Source organism: Sulfurospirillum diekertiae, from assembly GCF_002162315.1.
Lineage (GTDB): Bacteria > Campylobacterota > Campylobacteria > Campylobacterales > Sulfurospirillaceae > Sulfurospirillum.
Map to the genome: position 1 here is coordinate 2,356,511 of NZ_CP021416.1, position 19,786 is coordinate 2,376,296.

Genomic DNA, 19,786 nt, shown 5'->3' on the forward strand with positions numbered 1-19,786 from the left:
AAAGGGGCTTATTCGCCCTCTTTTACCTCAACTAATTCATTTGAAAAATCAGCACTTGCAAGACGATTTAACTGTCTCCATCTGCGTTGTGCATCTTTTTTATTGTGTTCAAAGAGTGCTTGTGCATGCTCTGGATTTGACTTTTTAAGTGACGCATAACGTACTTCGTTCATCAAGAAATCATCGTACAATGACCAATCAGGTTCTTTTCCTGTAATCTTAACAGGGTTTTTACCCTCTTGTTCAAGGCGAGGATCATAGGTATAGATTGGCCAGTAACCGCATTTCGTTGCGAGTTCACCTTGGTTACCTGATTTGCCAAGGCCGCCTTTGATACCATGTGCGATACATGGAGAATACGCGATGATAAGAGAAACACCAGGATACGCTTCAGCCGCTTCAAATGCTTTGATTGTTTGTGCCGCAGAAGCGTTAGAGTTGATCTGTGCCACAAAAACATTACCATACGTCATAGCGATATAACCAAGGTCTTTTTTCTGGCTAGGTTTTCCTGCTGCTGTAAACTGCGCGATAGAACCTGCACGAGAAGATTTTGAACTTTGACCGCCGGTATTGGAGTAAACCTCCGTATCAAGAACCAAAATATTTACATCTTCACCACTGGCGATAACATGATCCAATCCGCCGTAACCGATGTCGTATGCCCAACCATCTCCACCAAAAATCCATTGTGATTTTTTGGCAATGTACTGTTTAAGGCTTAAGATCACATCTGCGCCCGCTGCTGCTGGATTTGCTTCCAATAATGGAACAAGAAGATTACGAATTTCAGTGCTTTTAACGCGATCGTCTCTGAATTCAATCCAGTCTTTATAGAGTGCGGCAATGGCATTTGGAGCTTTTTCAAGAGAAGCTTCCATCACAGAATGAATTCTATGGCGCATTGTCTCCGTAGCTACATGCATACCTAAACCAAACTCTGCATTGTCCTCAAAGAGTGAATTACCCCATGCTGGACCATGTCCTTCGGAATTTTTGCGGTAAGGTGTTGAAGGAGCTGAACCACCATAGATGGATGAACACCCTGTTGCGTTAGCGATCATCATACTGTCACCAAAAAGTCTTGTGGCTAATGTGATATATGGAGTTTCACCACAACCTGGACATGCCCCATGGAACTCAAAGAGTGGTTGAGCAAATTGTGCACCCTTAACCGTGCTTTTAGAGAGAATATCATCTTTGTACGTTACTTTTTTGAAGAGGTAATCCGCATTGACTTGCTCACCTGCTTCAAGACTCTCACCGAGTGGAACCATCACAAGTGATTTTTCTTTGGTTGGACATGCTTCTGCACATAAGTCACAGCCTGTACAATCCAGTGAAGAGACTTGGATTTTATATTTTAAGCCTTTAAGCTCTTTACCTTTGGCTTCAAGAGCATGTGTTTTAACGCCTTCAGGAGCATTTGCAAACTCTGCATCATTGATCAGGAATGGACGAATAACGGCATGTGGACAAACAAAGGCACATTGATTACATTGGATACAGTTCTCTTCAATCCATTTTGGAACCATAACACCAACACCACGTTTTTCATACTCTGTGGTTCCATGCTCAAAGGTACCATCTTCGTAGCCTTTGAAAGTAGAAACAGGTAAGCTATCCCCTCGAGCGGCATTGATTGGTTTTACAATTTTTTCAACAAATTCTGTTCCGACATATTTGCTGTCTTCTTTTTTCACATCATCAGGAAGGTTCGCCCATGAAGGGTCAACTTCAACCTGAATCAAACCATTAGCCCCTACATCAATTGCTTTGTAGTTAAGCTCAACAATCTGTTCACCTTTTTTGTGATAAGACTTATACGCTTGTTTTTTCATAAAGGTTTGAGCTTGTTCAAAATCAATGATTTCAGCAAGTTTAAAGAACGCTGATTGCATAATCGTATTACTTCTGTTACCCAAACCAATATCATGTGCAAGTTTGGTTGCATTGATAATGTAAAACTTAGCTTTTTTATTTGCTAAGATTTTTTTAACACGATTTGGAATTCTTTTGACGGTCTCTTCTGCATCCCAAATTGAGTTTAGCAGGAATGTTCCATGCTCTCTAATTCCATCCACAACCTCATACAACTCAAGGTATGCAGCAACAGAACAGGCTACGAAATGTGGATTTGAAACGAGATAGGTTGAGCGAATTGGTTTTTTACCAAAACGTAAGTGAGAACGTGTAAAACCACCTGATTTTTTAGAGTCATACGCAAAGTATGCTTGAGCATACATATCTGTCTCATCACCGATGATTTTAATAGAACTTTTATTTGCACCTACCGTACCATCAGCACCAAGTCCATAGAATAAACACTCTTTCGTTTCAGCGTCGCCCAAACTAATTTTTTCTTTGACGTCAAGTGATTTAAAGGTAACGTCATCAACGATACCAATGGTAAAGTCATTTTTAGGGTTTTCGAGTTTGAGGTTTTCATAAACAGCTAGCATTTGTGCAGGATCAACGTCTTTAGAAGAGAGACCATAACGTCCACCGACAATAATAGGAGCATTTTTATGACCATAGAAAGCTGCTCTCATATCAAGGAACAATGGCTCACCAATAGATCCTGACTCTTTTGTTCTATCCAATACAGCAATTTTTTTAACGGATTCTGGCATAACATCCATCAAATATTTGATACTGAATGGACGGTAAAGATGGGGTGTAATCAAACCAACTTTTTCACCTTTACTCATTAAATAATCAATCGTCTCTTTCAAACACTCTGTTACAGATCCCATTGCAACAATAATACGATCTGCATCTTTGGCACCATAATAAGTGAAAGGTTTGTACTCACGTCCTGTCTCTTTTGAGATTTCCGCCATATAGTGTGCTACGATGTCAGGCAATGCGTCATAAAATTTATTTTGTGCTTCTCTGCCTTGGAAATAAATATCATCGTTTTGTGCTGTTCCTCTCGTTTTTGGAGACTCAGGATTGAGCGCTTCGTCACGGAAACGTTGTACTGCTTTTTTATCGAGTAATCTATCAAAAACGGCATAGTCCATCACTTCAATTTTTTGAATCTCGTGTGAAGTTCTGAAACCATCAAAGAAATGCATAAAAGGAACACGTCCTTGAATCGCTGATAAGTGAGCAACACCGGCTAAATCCATAACTTGTTGAACAGAACCTGATGAAAGCATTGCATAACCTGTTTGGCGTGCAGCATAAACATCCTGATGATCGCCAAAAATAGAAAGTGCATGGGTAGCAAGTGTTCGAGCAGCAACATGGATAACGCTTGGCAATAATCCACCTGCCATTTTATACATATTTGGGATTTTAAGTAACAGTCCTTGAGAGGCTGTATACGTTGTCGTAAGTGCACCAGCTTGAAGAGAACCATGTACCGTTCCGGCAGCACCACCTTCGCTTTGCATCTCCACAACTTTTACAGGCATACCAAATAAGTTTTTTTTGCCTTGACTTGCCCAAATGTCGGTAAAGTCCGCCATTGGGGAAGAAGGTGTAATTGGGTAAATACCAGCAACTTCGGTAAAAGCGTAAGATGCGTATGCAGCAGCTTCGTTACCATCCATAGTTTTCATGACTTTAGCCATTAAATGCCCCTTAATTTATATTATCATTCCTATACTCATCTGTGATGATTTCTCATTCTACTTAGCATTCTCTTAATAACTCATAAATGAAAAAAGTTAAGAACCGTTACATTTACTACTATTTTCGGAACGTTATTACTCAAAAAAATACCAATTCTCTAGCAAAATCATTACTGTTCAGCAATAATTTTAACGGCATCAAGTGCATCACGAACAACAAACGAAGTATGCTTTTCAAGTTCGTATTTTGTACTGTAACCACACAACACACCAATACCTTTAACTCCTGCTTCTTTGGCGCAAATCAGATCCATTGGAGTATCGCCTATCATCCATGTTTGTTCCAAATTAGCGTTGAGTGCAATGAGTGCTTTTTGAATGGGTTCAGGATGTGGTTTTGGATGTGTGACGCTTTCGCGTCCAATTAATACCTTGAAATGATGCATAACGCCTAAATGCTCTAAAATCTCTTCGGAATAACGTGCCGTTTTTGTCGTCACAATACCCAGAGTTGCAATTTTAGAAGCATGCCTAATTGCTTCGTTGGCAAGGGGCAACAGTGTTGTTTTTTTACGAGAAATGAGCCTATAATGCTCTTTGTACGCCATCACATAATCATTTGCCTCCAAGGAGTCAATTCCCAACATCGTAAACATCAAATCTAAAGGATGCCCAATCAATTTCTTGATCTGTTCATCCTCAGGAATGACACGTCCAAATGTCTCATATGCTACCCCAAAGCTTTCCAAAATAGCGTCTGTTGAATCAATCAATGTGCCATCTAAATCAAATAAAATCGTTTTCATTTTTTCCTTAATCCTTCTTTTACATGTAAAGTGTGATTATAACCCAAACTGCGAGTAAAACACTAAAGCTTTTTGTTTTACTCGCAGTTTGAGTTCATTTCAAAACTTTCAATACTTATGAGTAAAATTATTATCCAATTCATATCGTTTTTTTGAAATACGATATATAATTAAGTAAGTAAGATTTATTTTAAATTATGGAGGTTTAAGATGGGCACTTTTCTAAAACAGTATGGCTTGTTTGTATCTTTGATAATTTTATGTCTTATCATTGCATTGCCAACACCAGAAGGACTAACCATAGCAGGGCATAGAATGCTAGGTCTTTTAGTGTTCTCCGTTATTCTTTGGATGACTGAATGTACTTCTTATCCAGTGAGTGCAGCGATCATCATAACATTAATGGTATTGCTTCTTGGTTTTGCGCCAGACATGGCACAACCAGAAAAATATATCGGCACATCTAAGGCATTGACAATGTCATTAGGAGGATTTTCAAATACGGCTTGGGCATTGGTTGGAGCAGCCCTTGTTATTTCTATCGCCATGATGAAAACAGGACTTGATAAAAGAATTGCTCTTAATATCCTTTCTTTAGTGGGTGCTAAAACAAACCGCATTTTAATTGGCATCATTTTGACAGGGTGTATCCTTAGTTTTTTTGTCCCCTCAACAACAGCGAGAGTTGCGTGTATGGTACCGATTGTTATGGGTGTCATTTCAGCGTTTGGTATCGAAAAACGTACTAAATTTGCAGCTATTTTAATGATAGCGATTGCGCAAGCGGATAGTATTTGGAATGTGGGCATCAAAACTGCCGCTGCACAAAACATGATTGCAACGAACTTCATTAAACAGATTTTAGGACATGACATTAGTTGGGGTGAATGGTTTATTGCAGCTCTACCTTTTGCCGTTTTGATGTCTATTGCACTTTATTTTGTTCTTCTAAAAATCATGCCACCTGAAGTAAAAGAGATTGCAGGTGGAAAAGCAGTTATTCAAAAAGCGCTGGAAGGGTTAGGAAAAATTACAACTCAAGAGATCAAACTTGTTATCATTTCTGTATTCTTATTGCTCTTTTGGGTGTTGGAAAAGAAAACGTTTGGTGATTTTGGTATAGAAGGTGATTTAGCAAAGACTTTAATTCATCCTTTTGATACTTCATCCATTACTGTTGTCGCTGTGACATTGATGTTTTTACCTAAAATTGATATCTTAACGTGGGAAGATACCAGTAAAAAGATGGCTTGGGGAACGCTTTTCTTGTTTGGCGTTGGTATCAGTTTAGGAAGTGCTATCATATCAACAAAAGCGGGTGTTTGGTTAGCAAAGTCCATCGTTCCATTTTTTGGACTTTCATACTCTTCTGCATTTATGATACTTGCTATTTTGGCACTTTTTTTGATCATTATTCATTTAGGTTTTGCATCAGCAACCGCTTTGGCAGCTGCCATGATTCCTATTGTTATATCCATGCTACAAGAAGTTAAAACACCAGGACTCAATATCATTGGTATGACCATGATTTTACAATATGTTATTAGTTTTGGTTTTATTTTACCTGTCAATGCTCCACAAAATATGATCGCCTATGGAACCGATACATTTACGGTCAAAGAATTTATTAAGACGGGTATTCCACTTACGATTATCGCTTATGGCTTGATCTTGTTGCTCGCTGCAACGTATTGGAAATGGATTGGACTTGTTTGATAGACAAGAGATAGTTTTTAAAATTATTACAAAAATCTAAAAAATCTACGAACCACAAAATTTTTATACGAGTTGGTAGATTTTTGTTGTTTTAAAAATAATAGACTTTTAGATCATTAAAAAGGAGATACATGTTACCTAAAAAACTCATTCTTTTAGCACCGCTTATGCTGTGTGCTACCAACTGGCAAGATGCGGTCAACACGGCAGTTAGCGCTACTTCTACCCAAAAACAAGCCACAACCAGTAGCCCTACATCCACTCAAAGCAGTGCGACTTCCGGTGTGAAAGAAGCACTCAGTCTTGGAGCACAACAAGCCGTTTCGCTTTTGGGAAAAGAGGGAGGATTTTTAAACAACAGTGCTGTCAAAATTCCACTGCCTGCATCCATAAAACCCGTTGCGACTGCGGCGGAAAAACTAGGTGGTAAGAGCTATGTAGACGACTTTGTCAAAACGATGAACAGTGCTGCATCAAAATCAGTTCCAAAGACAGCTTCTATCTTTAGCGATACGATTTCATCCATGAGTATTGAAGATGCGAATGCCATCGTAAAGGGTAGTAACACCGCGGCAACCGATTACTTTAAAACTAAAGCGGGGACAAAACTTCTCAGTGCCATTATGCCGATCATCAAAGAGAGTATGAATGAGAGTCAAGTGATGAGCTCTTATCAAAGTCTTAAAGGTTTTGCAGGAGGTAGTAACCCAGTAGCAGGCGCTTCAAATAATGCTTTAATGGGACAAGCTTCATCTATTGCAAAAGGATTTGGTATGGGCGATGCAGTGCCTAGTGGTGATGAGAGTATTGAAGATTATATTGGTCGTAAAACACTGGATGGTCTTTTTTATATGATTGAGGAGAAAGAAAAAGCACTTCGTAGCAATCCACTCGCAAGTGGAAGTTCAATCATTCAACAAGTATTTGGAAAATAGTTATGCTTCGGGTAAGAGAGGGTGAGGAATACTTATCCTCTTTTCATCAAACGCCAATTTTACTTTTTCAAAAATATCGAAACTTACCACAGAATAGTCTTCCGTTTTAACCCATACACGCACAATGAGTTTCACACTGTTTTGCGCTAATTCACCAACAGCAACGAATGGGGAAGGTTCAGGAAGGACTCTTGGCTCATGATCAACAATCTCCTGCAATGTCACCTTAGCAAGGCGAAGATCATCTTCGTAACCAATATTAAAGGTCATATCAATACGTCTGGTTGCTTTAGCAGAAAAGTTGGTTATATTTTTACCAATCACAGCAGAGTTAGGAATGATAATCTGTTTATTATCCGCTGTTTTAAGAATGACGCTAAAGAGGTTCAACTCTTCAACTGTGCCATTTTCACCAGCGATTTGTACAGAATGTCCGATTTTGAAAGGACGAAAGAATACCAGTAAGATACCAGCACCCACATTAGAGAGTGTACCTTGCAGTGCTAAACCAATCGCAAGCCCTGCGGTACCAAGAACAGCAAGAAAAGAGGTGGTGTTAATGCCTAGGTTGCTTAGCGCTGCTAGGATTATCACCACCAAAAGACCAAAATAGATCACATTGGAAAAGAAGCTGGTAATCGTCTCATCAATCTTTGACTTGCGCATCCCTTTAACAACAACGGTTGTTAGAAGAGAAGCTATTTTTTTACCGATAAAAAAGATCAGTAAAGAAGCAAGTACTTTTACACCATAAAGCGTAACAAAATTGACAACAACGGTCCAGCTCAAATCCATATGCACACTATGATCCTAAATTATTTTTTGAAAACGGCGTCAACTCTTCTGTTTTCAGCACGTCCAGCGTCTGTGTCGTTTGTAGCAACAGGTTTACTCTCACCAAATGCTTCTGTTGTCACTTTAGCTGCTGAAACACCTAGACTTTCAAGTGCTTTTGCAACTGCTTTTGCACGTTGATCAGAAAGTTTCATGTTGTAAGCATCGCTACCTTTAGAGTCTGTGTGACCTTCAAGAACAACACTGTAACCTGGGTTTTGTTTCATAAAATCAGCTACTTTTTGAATCTCAGGCATAAACGCTGGTTTTACAGTTGATTTGTCAAAATCAAATTGTACATGTAAACGGATGATTTTTGGACAACCATCTGCATCAACAACGGTACCTTTTGGAGTATTTGGACATTTATCTTTATCATCGTATACACCATCATTATCACTATCAACTGGAGCTTTTACTACAACTGGAGCTGGTTTTGGCTCAGGTTTAGCCGCTGCAACTGGAGCAGATTTTGCACCAAAAGGAATCGTAAAGCCAAGGCTGTAGAACATGTTGTTATCGCCACCTTGGAATTTAATAGCATGACGAACTTCAGCTTTAAGCGCAAAATTATCAGTTACCCAATATTTTACACCACCACCGTATTGTGCAAACATGCTATCTCTGTTTTCAAGTTGCGCATTTGTTACATCTTCATAACCAAGACCGACTAAAGCATACAATGCAGCTTCTGGAGTAATTTTATACTCTTTAACCAAGTTAGCGTAGTAACGGTTAAAATCTGTACTGTCTGTTCTACCCGCTTTATAATCAACATTGTCAGATCTATCGTAACCAAGTTCAACTTGATTGATAATAGTATTGTCAAGGTTGATACCAAATCTTAAACCATAAGTCAATTGACTTTTAAGATCAAGATTGCCCTCTGGTAAAACACCACCAATGGTTGGTGTTACCTCGTAATTGTATGCAGTTGGTGCTGCAAATGCCAAAGATGCTAGTGCCGCTAATGAAAATAAAGTTTTTTTCATTTTTATTCCTTTAAACTAATATTTCTAAGATTTCATGTGTGAAGACCCGAATTATAACACAAGTTTTGGCAATTAAGTCTTAAATTTACGGTTTAATCCAATCAATGGTATTGTGCATAACCCCAATTATAGAGGTTGAGACAGGTGTGATCTCTTTATTCACCACTGTAATAGAATTGGGAATCACTAAAAAAAGGTAAGGATTATCTGCAACAATTTTAGCAAAAATTTCTCGATAAATGGCATCGAATTTTTCTTGATCAACGATCTGTTCCGCTTGTTTAATAAGCTGATCGACCTCGGTATTTTCATAGCCTATAAAATTGAATCCGCCTTTGCGCATAGATTCACTGTGCCAAATGCTGTAGGCGTCGGGTTTTAGCCCTAATGACCACCCCATCAAAACGGCTTCAAAATGACGCGGTGTGATGACCGTATTTAAAAACGCTTGCCACTCCATAATACGAAGTTTCATTACCACACCTGCTTTTTTGAGTTGATGCTGAAGAATTTGTGCAGAGTAACTACCACTACCATTGGCACTCGTGCTCAGTTCAAACTCAAAGGGATGCGCCTCATCATACCCTGCCTCCTTGAGAAGTGCTTTTGCTTTTGCAATATCAGGTTTTGGTGCATGGACTGCTTCATTAAAAGCTCCCGTTCCTGGTAAAAAAGGTCCTGTACACACTTTTCCATGGCTAAAATAGAGAATATCGACGAGCTCTTGACGATCAATGGCTAACGAAAGCGCTTCACGTACTCTGGGGTCTTTAAATTTCTCAGATTTTAAATTAAACCCCATATAGGAAAAATTATGAGCAATATCTTCATAAATACTGTAGTGGGCTTTAAAATCTTTATCAATTTGGCGTTCTAGCTGTAAAGGAGAGAGTGAACCAACGTCCAGTTTTTGGGACTTAAGCATTAAAAACTCAGAAGAAGGATCAGGTAAATAGTGAAAAATCATTGTGTCGAGAGTGGGCTTATGAACAAAATAGTTTGAATTAGCCGCTAACACAATATCTTTAGAGATGTTAAACTGCGCCAAAGTATAAGGGCCTGTACCAATGGGCGCTTGATTGAATTTGCTGGTCATTAAATCCGCTTCATTTTTAAGCAAATGCTCTGGCAATATCTCCATCATCCAGACTTCTAATGCTTTAAAATAAGGATATTTGTATTTTACTTCTACCGTAAACTCATCCAGCATCTTTACATGTAAAATGTGCATAAAGCCTGAAGAGTATGGTGTAAAGATTTTAGGAGAGATAATCGTCTCGTAAGTAAATAGCACATCTTTAGCCGTAAAGGGACTCCATCGCTCCATGTAACGTCTTTTTTTAAGTTCAAAAATGAGTGTTGTATCGTCCACAAAATGGTAACTTTGTGCAAGGTCTGGAATAATATTCGCATCTTTATCGTATTTGATGAGTCCATTAAAAATCCACTGTGCAACATCAGCGCTGGTTTTATCGGTTGAGACAATAGGATTCAGACGACTCGGATTTGCTGAAATAGAAAGATGTAGCGTACTGGCTAAGACATTACATGTAAAGAAAAAAAGAATGAGTAAAAGTGTTTTCATGGAATGATTATAACATAGTGAAGAAAAATAATTCTGATGACATGGTCGTCAAGCTTTTAAGAGAAACATCAGGCATTGCCCTTGTTTTGTGATTCAGTGGCGAACGTAGTAAAAAGAGTTTTGCATTTTTTGCGTGTTAAAATAAAATCAGCTTCCAGACCGGGCAATCTGGAAGCTGATTTTTAAAGTTGTTAAGTGATACACAAAAAGGAGGTAATTGTCTTGGTAGTGAAAGTATAGGGGAGTTATTTAAACGCTCTGTTAATCTTTCGTAAATAAAAAGTTAATAGGAGTTTTTTTCTCTCTTTTATACTGTTTTCTTTTCACTTTTAACGTTGATAGTATGAAACCAATGTTGCTTTCGCGATCGTATTGGCATTGAGCATAAAACCAACGAGTGCAGGTGACGCTTTTTCATCAAGGTCTAGTGTATCCACACTCAGAGCATGCACGGTAAAAATATACCGATGCGCTTTATCGCCTTTAGGCGGACATGCTCCACCAAATCCTGTCTTACCATAATCAGTGATGCTTTGAATGGCAACAATAGTCGCGGGTTTATTTACATTGCCAAAATCAGTCGGCAAAGCATTGATGGATGAAGGAATATTAAAAACAACCCAATGCCACCAGCCACTTCCCGTTGGAGCATCGGGGTCATAGACTGTCACGGCAAAACTCTTCGTACCTTTAGGGGCATTACTCCAATGCAGTTCGGGGGAAATATTGGCGCCATCGCATCCAAAACTTGAAGCCTCCTCTGTTTTAGAAAGTTGCCCAGAGAGGTCATTGCTATAAAGGGTAAAGCCTCCTGCTAAAAGTGTGCTTCCTGATAATATGAAGGCAACAATCCACTGTATGATTTTCATCTCTAATCCTTTTATCGAAATTTTAAAGATTATTTTACATGTAAACAGCGTCTTGGTGTTAGTCTCTAAGGTTTGACATTTTGCCTATAAGGTTTTTTGGAGAGTGCTCATGTTGTGCTTTAAAGAGACGCGTGAAATGAGACTGGCTTTTAAAGCCTGCCTTAAATGCCGCTTCGCCAATACCAAGGCTACCTTTTTCGATTAAAAAACGTGCACGCTCGACTCTCTTTTGAAGTATCCATTTCATAGGCGAGGTCTGAAACTGGGAGGCAAATTCTGCTTTAAATGCACTCAAGCTTCGTCCACTGCGCCTTGCAAACTCAGCAATACTCCAATCTTGCGTAAAATGCTCCTCCATAAAAACCTTAAGATCAATACCACGTGGAAGTAATGTTTGAAAGTATGAGATAAGTTTTGCTCCCTCAGAAGAGCCCAAAAGTAAGAGTAATAGCTCTTGCAATTTTAAGATCAAAATCGTGTCAACAAATGCTGGTTTTTGTTCGATAAAAGGCAAAAGGGAAAGCGCTGTACTTTTCATGATTGGAGTCAATTCTATCTTGCAAAAAGGCTCAGAAGTATGCTTGAGCATCTTTACATGTAAAGGTATTTTTTCTAAAATAGGCGATAACCAATTCCCAATGATCTTCTCATCAAAAAAGATGAGCAAACAGGTATAGTTTCCACCTTCACATACTTCGCTCATCACATATTCACCCCTCGAGAGGAAAAATGCCTCACCCGCTTTGACCTCAACATCACCTTTTTTCGTATGAAGCATTTTTTTGCCTTCCAAAATAATATTAAGAAGATTTTGCTCCATATACGCTTCGGCTCTGTAATGATCTTCTACCACAAAATAACGCGCTATTACCACGCCATTGGCTTCGATCGCATGCTCTTTATAATTTTTTTTAATGTATTCAAGTACGTGGATAGACATTGGCATTTCCTGTTCGTTAACTCTATTGCGTTACAATTTTAGCACATACCTCTTTGAGGAGAAGAAAAATGACACAAAACATTTCACGTTGTGGCTGGGTAAAACTGAGTGATGCTACTTACGTGGCATACCACGATGAAGAGTGGGGAAAACCTCTGCATGATGATCGAGCCCTCTTTGAACTTTTTTGCTTAGAAACTCAATCAGCTGGGCTTAGCTGGCTTACAATTTTAAAAAAACGTGATGGCTACCGCAATGCTTTTGCTAGTTTTGTTCTTGAGAAAGTGGCTCATATGGGGGAGATGGATGTTGAACGCATTTTAAGTGAAGGCGAAGTCATCAAAAGTCGCCCTAAAATCGAAGCCATCCTTCATAATGCCAAACTTTTTCAAGCCATTGCTCAAGAATTCGGTTCACTGGATACCTACTTTTGGAATTATGTAGGTGGCAAAACAATTGTCAACGATGTGAGCGATTACAAAACTGCCGCATGCACTTCGACCATTTCCGATACTTTAACCAAAGATCTTAAAAAACGAGGCTTCAAATTTGTCGGATCCACCACGATTTATGCGTTTATGCAAGCGTGTGGTATGGTAAATGACCATGAAAACAGTTGTAGGTGCAAATAAAATGACGTTTGAAATCCTCAATAACTACTGCCTCAGCCACATAGGTGCAATCAAAGAGTACCCCTTCGATAACACAACTGCCGTTTATAAAGTCGGCGATAAGATTTTTGCATTAATTGATGAAGCGAGCAATACTCCACGCATCAATCTCAAATGTGACCCATACTATGCAAGAGAACTCAGGGAAATGTACGAAAACGTCATTGCAGGCTATCATATGAACAAAAGACATTGGAATACAGTCATTTGTGAAGACGAAATAGACGAGACTTTAATTTTTGAGTGGATCGACGACTCATATGACCTTGTCTTTAATTCATTGCCTAAAAAATTACAAATTTTTATCCGCAATTCTTAACAGGAGTTTTCATGTTTATTATCGCTTTAACCTATCACAAATCCCTTGAAGAGGTCGATGCTCACTTAAGCGCTCACGTAGCATTTCTCAAAGAGCACTACGCGAAAGGCATCTTCTTAGCCTCAGGACGTAAAAATCCTCGCAATGGCGGTATTATCTTAGCCCTTGCACCCTCTAAAGCTGAAATTGAAGCGGTCATCGCGCTTGATCCTTTTTACATTCACGATGTTGCAACTTATGAGATCACCGAATTCACACCCTCGATGACTTCTCCTGAACTGGCTTTTTTAGCCAATCGCTAAAGGAATTTCATGACAGAGACACTGAACGCTTACCTTCAAAGCTCCTTCGTCATTGATTTTGAACACCCTTCGATTTTAGAGAAAGCAAAAGAATTAAGAGGAGATACCCAGAAGGATGTTGACATTGCCAAAAACTGTTTTACCTTTGTGCGCGATCATATTCGTCATACGGGAGATCATAGAGATGCCATCATTACATGTAAAGCCAGTGATGTCTTAGCCTTGCAAACAGGATGGTGCTATGCCAAAAGCCACCTCTTGGCAGCTTTGTGTCGTGCCAATAGCATTCCTACAGGCTTTTGTTACCAACGACTCAGCCTTTTGGGCAATGGTGACGAACCTTATACACTACATGGACTCAATGCCATTTATCTGAAAGACTTTGGCTGGTACCGCGTGGATGCCAGAGGCAATAAAGAAGGGGTCAATGCAGAGTTTTCTCCACCGCTCGAACAACTTGCCTTTAAAGTTAAGGCGTCGCATGAAATCGACTTTCAAGAGATCCTGAGTGAGCCTTTAAGCATCGTCATCACCGCCTTGCAAACGTATACAAGCTTTGAAGAGTCTTTGAAGCATTTACCCGATTGCACAGAAATAACGCGACTTTAGCCGTTACATGTAAAGATTTTGTGCAGGATTAGGCAAGAATTCTACGAAAATGTTCTATTGCATTTTCTCTCTTTCGCTCTATAATAAATACTACAAATCAAAGGAAAACACATGGTTAATTTTACCTATCAAAACCCCACAAAAATCGAATTTGGAAAAGGCAAAGAAGAACTCATCGGTACAGCTATCGCGGAAGACAACATCACAAAAGTGCTACTTTGCTACGGTAGTGAGCGCATTAAAAGTGATGGACTCTACGAAAAAGTGACTACCCGTTTAAAAGAAAAAGGCATCGCTTGGGTGGAACTCTCTGGCATCATCAGCAACCCCATTCTTTCCAAAGTACACGAAGGCATCACCATCGCCAAAGCAGAAAAGGTTGAAGCCGTCCTTGCCATTGGGGGTGGTTCTGTTTTGGACAGTGCTAAGAGTATCGCAGCAGGTGCTTTATACCATAGCGATGTTTGGGACTTTTTTATTGGCAAATCCGTCATTGAAAAAGCGCTGCCTGTTTATGCCATCATGACCTTAGCGGCAACGGGAAGTGAGATGAACGGTTTTGCTGTGATCACGAACGATACGATACAGCAAAAATACAATATCGCCTCCCTTCATGTCTATCCAAGGCTCTCGATTCTCAATCCTGAACTCACAAAAAGCGTGCCTAAAAATTACCTCGCCTACTCCGCGGTTGACATCATCGCGCATGTGATTGAGGGCTACTTAACGGCAAATGTTCAACCTCATTTTCAATCACGCATGGTGGAAGGCATCATTCAAACTGTCATGGAAACCACCGAAATTTTGCTTCAAAATCCTGAGGATTACAATGCAAGGGCTGAGTTTACTTGGGCAGCAACTCAAGCACTTAACGGTGTGACAACAGCGGGCACAAACCCATCTGTTTCCAAATCACATGATCGAACACTCACTCTCAGCACTGTTCAACATTGCTCACGGTGCGGGTTTAGCGATTGTGATTCCTGCGTGGATGACATGGTTTCATACTCAAAATCCCGCACAATTTAAACGTTTTGCAGAGAAGATTTTTGGGAAAAGCAGTGCGGAAGAAGGTATTGAAGCGCTTAAAAGTTGGTTTGCCAAAATTGGCGCACCGGTGAGTTTAAAAGAAGCGGGTATCGGTGCCGATTCTATTCCTGATATTGCAGCCAATGTGTTCTTAGCCGCTGAGAGACAAGGCGTACAGAAAGTTTACACTCCAAAAGTCATCGAAACGATTTTACATAACGCATAATCACCAAAAGCAAAAAGGGATTTACCCTTTTTGCCTCCAAAACGCTTCGGCTAAAGCCAATTCTTCTTCACTAAATACTGCAATGCCATTTTCTCGCAACAGTTTACATGTAATGCCAGAATCATTTACGCGTGTGCTTGTAAAGGTGCCATCGTAGATAACGTCTTTGCCGCATGAGGGGCTTCTGGCTTTTAAAATCGCCATGCACACGCCCTCTTCTTGAGCTATTTTCAAACTCTCACGTGCTCCTTTAGCAAATGCCTCACTAACATCTTCACCGCTCTTGCACACAACTGTATTTGTTCCTTCGAGCACTTCACACGGAGGTCTAGGAACACTGAGCCCTCCAAGCACTTCAGGGCACAACGGAACCAAAACACCCTGCTCTTTCCACGCTTCGAGCATCTTTACATGTAAAGCATTATTGCCACCATCATATTTGACATTTTCACCCATCAAACACGCACTGATGAGGATTTTTCGTTCTCTATTCAAAATCATCCTTTGCATTTTTAACTTGCCAGCGCAACCGTTTATAACGCAGGCGATTTCGAAGGCGTTTGACTTTATCAATATCTCGCATGTCAATGCTAATGGAGGTATCTTCAAGATCATTACCCTTTCCAATCGTGATATTATCCGCCTTTTTAAGAGCAAGTTTTTGTGACTGAAAGACGCTACGATGCCCTGTAATCAAAAAAGCAATGACGACACTGAGTGCCGCATAGTTTGCCATATGTACACCAAAAAGCTCCACCGCCATAATAATGGACGCTATGGGCGAGTTCGTTGTACCTGCCAAAACACTGACAAACCCAAGTGCAGCAAAAAGAGCTATATGTCCCCCTGTAATATGTCCAAAGACAACACCACTGGTCGCACCCACGTAAAAAACAGGCGTAATAATACCCCCACTTCCCCCTGAGCCTAATGTCATCGCCGTAAAAATGGTTTTTAAAATAAAATCGTACCAATGTACATTATTTGAAATTAACGCATTAGGGCTGAGTGCATCACGAATCGTTGCAAGCCCAAGCCCAAGGTAACTCTCAGAGAGAAAATAAGAGATCACGACCATGACTAAACCCGCGACAAACGCTTTTAAATAGCGATTGTAAGGAACCCTTTTAATCGCTGTTTCTATTTTATTGACTGCGGTAATAAAAAGGTCTGAGACAATTCCAAAAAAGACACCAGCGACAACGACTTGTCCAATCAGTCCCAGATCAAGGCTAAATGCACGATACATATTGATGTCATAATATTGATACGTCACACCCAAAAATTGCGCGGTGGTAAACGCGGCAAATCCTGCAATAAACGAAGGTAGCAGAACATCGTACATAATCACACCAATAATAAGCACTTCAATTCCAAAAATAGCACCCGCAATCGGTGTTCCAAACACCGAAGCAAAGCCTGCGCTAATACCGCAGATGACCAGTTTTTTACGATCAGACTTTGAAAATTTGAGTAATGTTGCCACAAAGGATGCCGCTCCTGCACCAATTTGTGCACCAGGACCTTCTTTACCCACAGAGCCACCTGAAAAGATTGTTAGTACTGTGGCAACGAGTTTGACAGGAATGACTTTAGCATTGATGTAACCGTCGCGTTTATGCACCGCTTCAATAACTTTTTCCGTCCCATGTCCTGTGGCATTTTGGTCAAACGTTCGTACGATCCATGTCGTCAGCATCAAAGCAAATGGAAGGGTGAAATAAAAGGGAAAAGGAAGAAGGCTTCTCGTCTGCTCAGCAGTTGTGAGAATTTTAATAAAGACGGACATCAGTCCGCCTATCATAATACCAACGGCTGAGGAGAGGAAGAGCCATTTGGAAACGCTAAAGAAAATCACCGTCTGTTCAACAACATGTTTATTCATAAAATCTCTTTAAGTTTGGGCTTATTTCATTATAGCCCGCTTTTATAAATTTTTTATAAATATTTATTTTAAAATTATTTTAGAGGTGAAATTAACCAACGATCGACGCAATAATCTCCTTAGCGCGCTTCTTTGCTGCTTCCACTTCATCCAAGACCAATGCAACAGCCATACGACGACCCACATGGCTCACGGGTTTACCAAAAATGCGCACATAGGAATTTTTAGAAAAAGCCGTTTCAGGAATCGTGAGTGTTGGCACATGCTCTTCATTTGAGCTTTTAAACGCGCCACTCGCACCCGAACCGTAAAAGGTAAAATCAAGCGGTAAGCCAAGAACCGCTCTTACATGTAACGCAAATTCGCTCTGAGATTGCGTGATCATCGTGACCATTCCCGTATCGTGTGGACGGGGGCTCAGTTCACTAAAATAGACCTCATCGTCTTTGACAAAAAATTCTACGCCAAAAAGACCACGACCACCCAAGCCATCGGTCACTGCTTTGGCCATCACTTGCGCTTTGGCTAAGACTTCGGGTTTCATCGGCACAGGCTGCCAACTAAGCACATAGTCACCGTTTTCTTGGATATGCCCGATCGGTTCACAAAAGACGGTTTCTTTGCCATTACGAACGGTTAAAAGCGTGATCTCATAGTCAAATGGCACAAACGCTTCAACGATGAGTTCACTCGCATCACCGCGTGCCTCTTTGGCGATCTCCCACGCTTTTTGGATGTCCGCCTCACTTTTGATGACGCTTTGTCCATGCCCTGAGGAGCTCATAACAGGTTTAACCACGCAAGGAATCCCAAGCTTTTGAGTCGCTTCTTGCAATGCTTCAAGTGTTTTTACAAAGACATAACCGCTGGTTTTAAGTCCTAATGTTTCTGCGGCAAACTCACGAATGTTTTTGCGGTTCATCGTCTTTTTGACCGCATCCGCGTTAGGAATGACGCAAAAGCCCTCTTTCTCTGCCTCTATCAGCGCTTCGATGCTCAAAGCTTCGACTTCGGGCAAGATGAACGTTGGCTTTTCACGACGAATAACCTCTAAAAGTTCCTCTTTGTTTTTCATATTGATGACATAACTTCGATTGGCGACCAAGTGCGCAGGTGCTTGTGGGTACGAATCCACCGCAACGGTTTCAATGCCCAAGCGAGAGGCTTCGATAACGACCTCTTTGCCCAGTTCACCGCTTCCGATCAACATAATTTTCGTGCTATTGCTTTTAAGGGGAGTTGTAAAGTGCATGATGTCCTCTTTGTGTTAGTTTCAATGATTTTACACAAAAACGGTTTAAGAAATCATGGTTGATGCATATTTTTCTTGCCAAGCAACCAAATACTAAGCAGCAACAAACCACCTCCTAGCCATTGCAATGCGCTTAAGCGTTCCTCTAACAATATCGCCGAGAGAACGACCGCAGTGAGCGGTTCAAGCAGCGTTGCGATGGTAAGTGCGGTGGGTTTAAGCCGTGCCGCACCCCAACTAAAGGCGAGCAAAGCAAGTGCGGCAGTGACCACGCCTAAGTACAAAAACCATACTTGTGGCGGTATAGCGCTAGGCCAAATCAAAGGCTGCGTAAACGCGAACAAACCCATGACCAGTGCGGCGACGATGCTTAAATAAGCGGTGGAGACGCCCGCACCCAATGCAATGGAGAGGCGCCCGCTAATCATAGAAAATCCCGCATACAAAAATGCCGAACCAATAGAAAAAGCGATGCCCAATAGCGTATTATACGCATCGACATTTTTTGCACTCCCGCCATGACTCGTAATGATCAAAACCGATCCAACAATAGCGCCAAAAAGCACCCAAAGAAGAGAGGCATTTGCTTTTTCATGCCCCCGAACAATCGCAACTATGGTCACGATCACAGGCGGCAAACACAGCGCAATCAACGTCGGAATGGAAGCGCCTATTTTTTCGATTCCGAAGAACCACAACAAGACATAACCTGCCATCGCGATGCCACTGAGCAAGACCGTTAACCACAGAGCCTTTAACCTCTGCCACACCATACGACGACCAAACACGATAGTTAAGATCACCGCGCCGATGACAAAACGCCAAAAAGAGATATTTTCAGGGCGGAAGCCGTGTTCCACAACCAGCACATTTACAACAAGTGCGCCTGTTCCCCACAACATTCCTGCACCGCATGCCGCCAACAGTGCCAGTTTGGATGAGCGATGGTGTGCTGATGTGTGCATCAAATGACTCGTATGGGAGGAGTTAAACGTGTTAGAAGTACCATAAAAACGCTCCAAGCTGATTTTAACCGTCATTCTACACAAAAGTGCTCGAAAAAGTCTAACGCTTGTCATTCATGATTGGTATACGGAAAATTCATTTTACATGTAAAGGTGCGTGATGGATTTTTTGGCTTAAACCACGCACAAAACAAAAGCCAAGCCCTCAAAAAAAAACGGCGAATCACCTCAAGCAAATCAACTTTGTTTTTCATTTTGATGACATAGCTT

17 protein-coding genes and 1 pseudogene are annotated in these 19,786 nt (G+C 40.7%); 7 read left to right on the forward strand and 11 right to left on the reverse strand.

What is annotated here, in order from left to right; translation table 11 throughout:
- Positions 1 to 8: 8 nt before the first annotated feature.
- A complete protein-coding gene (gene nifJ / locus Sdiek1_RS11980; protein ID WP_087439326.1) occupies positions 9 to 3,581 on the reverse strand; it encodes a pyruvate:ferredoxin (flavodoxin) oxidoreductase in 3,573 nt (1,190 codons plus the stop codon).
- Between the two features lie 170 nt (positions 3,582 to 3,751).
- Positions 3,752 to 4,387 (reverse strand): HAD family hydrolase, encoded by a 636-nt coding sequence (locus Sdiek1_RS11985; protein WP_087439327.1) that lies wholly within the window; start codon positions 4,385 to 4,387, stop codon positions 3,752 to 3,754.
- A 210-nt stretch (positions 4,388 to 4,597) separates the two neighbouring features.
- Here Sdiek1_RS11985 and Sdiek1_RS11990 point away from each other — a divergent pair, with 210 nt between their 5' ends.
- Both Sdiek1_RS11990 and Sdiek1_RS11995 read left to right on the forward strand, forming a co-directional pair.
- On the forward strand, positions 4,598 to 6,103 hold the full coding sequence (locus tag Sdiek1_RS11990; protein ID WP_087439328.1) for an SLC13 family permease: 1,506 nt from the start codon (positions 4,598 to 4,600) through the stop codon (positions 6,101 to 6,103).
- Positions 6,104 to 6,234: 131 nt separating this feature from the next.
- Complete coding sequence (locus Sdiek1_RS11995; RefSeq protein WP_087439329.1) at positions 6,235 to 7,038, forward strand: DUF4197 domain-containing protein; 804 nt, start codon at positions 6,235 to 6,237, stop codon at positions 7,036 to 7,038.
- Here Sdiek1_RS11995 and Sdiek1_RS12000 read toward each other — a convergent pair whose 3' ends face one another.
- The 5 genes from Sdiek1_RS12000 to Sdiek1_RS12020 all read right to left on the reverse strand — a co-directional run bounded on the left by Sdiek1_RS12000 (position 7,039) and on the right by Sdiek1_RS12020 (position 12,252).
- Positions 7,039 to 7,833 carry a mechanosensitive ion channel family protein gene (locus Sdiek1_RS12000; protein ID WP_087439897.1) on the reverse strand — a complete coding sequence of 265 codons (795 nt, stop codon included), beginning with the start codon at positions 7,831 to 7,833 and terminating at the stop codon, positions 7,039 to 7,041.
- 20 nt (positions 7,834 to 7,853) lie between these two features.
- Complete coding sequence (locus Sdiek1_RS12005; RefSeq protein ID WP_087439330.1) at positions 7,854 to 8,864, reverse strand: OmpA family protein; 1,011 nt, start codon at positions 8,862 to 8,864, stop codon at positions 7,854 to 7,856.
- An 85-nt stretch (positions 8,865 to 8,949) separates the two neighbouring features.
- Positions 8,950 to 10,449, reverse strand: a complete 1,500-nt coding sequence (locus Sdiek1_RS12010) for a peptide-binding protein (protein WP_087439331.1) — start codon at positions 10,447 to 10,449, stop codon at positions 8,950 to 8,952.
- 329 nt (positions 10,450 to 10,778) lie between these two features.
- Positions 10,779 to 11,318: a YbhB/YbcL family Raf kinase inhibitor-like protein gene (locus tag Sdiek1_RS12015; RefSeq protein WP_087439332.1), complete on the reverse strand. Its 540-nt coding sequence runs from the start codon at positions 11,316 to 11,318 to the stop codon at positions 10,779 to 10,781.
- A gap of 58 nt (positions 11,319 to 11,376) precedes the next feature.
- Positions 11,377 to 12,252, reverse strand: coding sequence for a helix-turn-helix domain-containing protein (locus Sdiek1_RS12020; RefSeq protein WP_439951345.1), 876 nt, complete (start codon positions 12,250 to 12,252; stop codon positions 11,377 to 11,379).
- A gap of 74 nt (positions 12,253 to 12,326) precedes the next feature.
- Between Sdiek1_RS12020 and Sdiek1_RS12025 the strand changes: the two genes are divergently transcribed.
- From Sdiek1_RS12025 to Sdiek1_RS12045, 5 genes and pseudogenes are all read left to right on the forward strand, one after another.
- Entirely contained in the window at positions 12,327 to 12,890 is a 564-nt protein-coding gene (locus Sdiek1_RS12025) for a DNA-3-methyladenine glycosylase I (RefSeq protein ID WP_087439334.1), read from the forward strand.
- On the forward strand, positions 12,865 to 13,248 hold the full coding sequence (locus Sdiek1_RS12030) for an MmcQ/YjbR family DNA-binding protein (RefSeq protein WP_238098981.1): 384 nt from the start codon (positions 12,865 to 12,867) through the stop codon (positions 13,246 to 13,248). The genes Sdiek1_RS12025 and Sdiek1_RS12030 overlap by 26 nt, the downstream gene beginning before the upstream one ends.
- Before the next feature lie 11 nt (positions 13,249 to 13,259).
- Complete coding sequence (locus Sdiek1_RS12035; RefSeq protein ID WP_087439335.1) at positions 13,260 to 13,550, forward strand: YciI family protein; 291 nt, start codon at positions 13,260 to 13,262, stop codon at positions 13,548 to 13,550.
- A 9-nt stretch (positions 13,551 to 13,559) separates the two neighbouring features.
- On the forward strand, positions 13,560 to 14,159 hold the full coding sequence (locus tag Sdiek1_RS12040; protein ID WP_238098983.1) for a transglutaminase-like domain-containing protein: 600 nt from the start codon (positions 13,560 to 13,562) through the stop codon (positions 14,157 to 14,159).
- Positions 14,160 to 14,270: 111 nt separating this feature from the next.
- Positions 14,271 to 15,414 (forward strand): annotated as a pseudogene (locus tag Sdiek1_RS12045) (iron-containing alcohol dehydrogenase).
- A gap of 21 nt (positions 15,415 to 15,435) precedes the next feature.
- On the opposite strand, the gene Sdiek1_RS12050 reads toward Sdiek1_RS12045, so the two are convergent.
- From Sdiek1_RS12050 to Sdiek1_RS12065, 4 genes are all read right to left on the reverse strand, one after another.
- A complete protein-coding gene (locus Sdiek1_RS12050; RefSeq protein WP_238098985.1) occupies positions 15,436 to 15,909 on the reverse strand; it encodes a 2-thiouracil desulfurase family protein in 474 nt (157 codons plus the stop codon).
- Positions 15,902 to 17,299, reverse strand: a complete 1,398-nt coding sequence (locus Sdiek1_RS12055; protein WP_087439337.1) for a chloride channel protein — start codon at positions 17,297 to 17,299, stop codon at positions 15,902 to 15,904. Before Sdiek1_RS12055 ends, Sdiek1_RS12050 begins: the two co-directional genes overlap by 8 nt.
- Before the next feature lie 91 nt (positions 17,300 to 17,390).
- A complete protein-coding gene (purT, locus tag Sdiek1_RS12060; protein ID WP_087439338.1) occupies positions 17,391 to 18,551 on the reverse strand; it encodes a formate-dependent phosphoribosylglycinamide formyltransferase in 1,161 nt (386 codons plus the stop codon).
- Between the two features lie 53 nt (positions 18,552 to 18,604).
- On the reverse strand, positions 18,605 to 19,630 hold the full coding sequence (locus Sdiek1_RS12065; protein ID WP_202819561.1) for a DMT family transporter: 1,026 nt from the start codon (positions 19,628 to 19,630) through the stop codon (positions 18,605 to 18,607).
- Positions 19,631 to 19,786 lie beyond the last annotated feature (156 nt).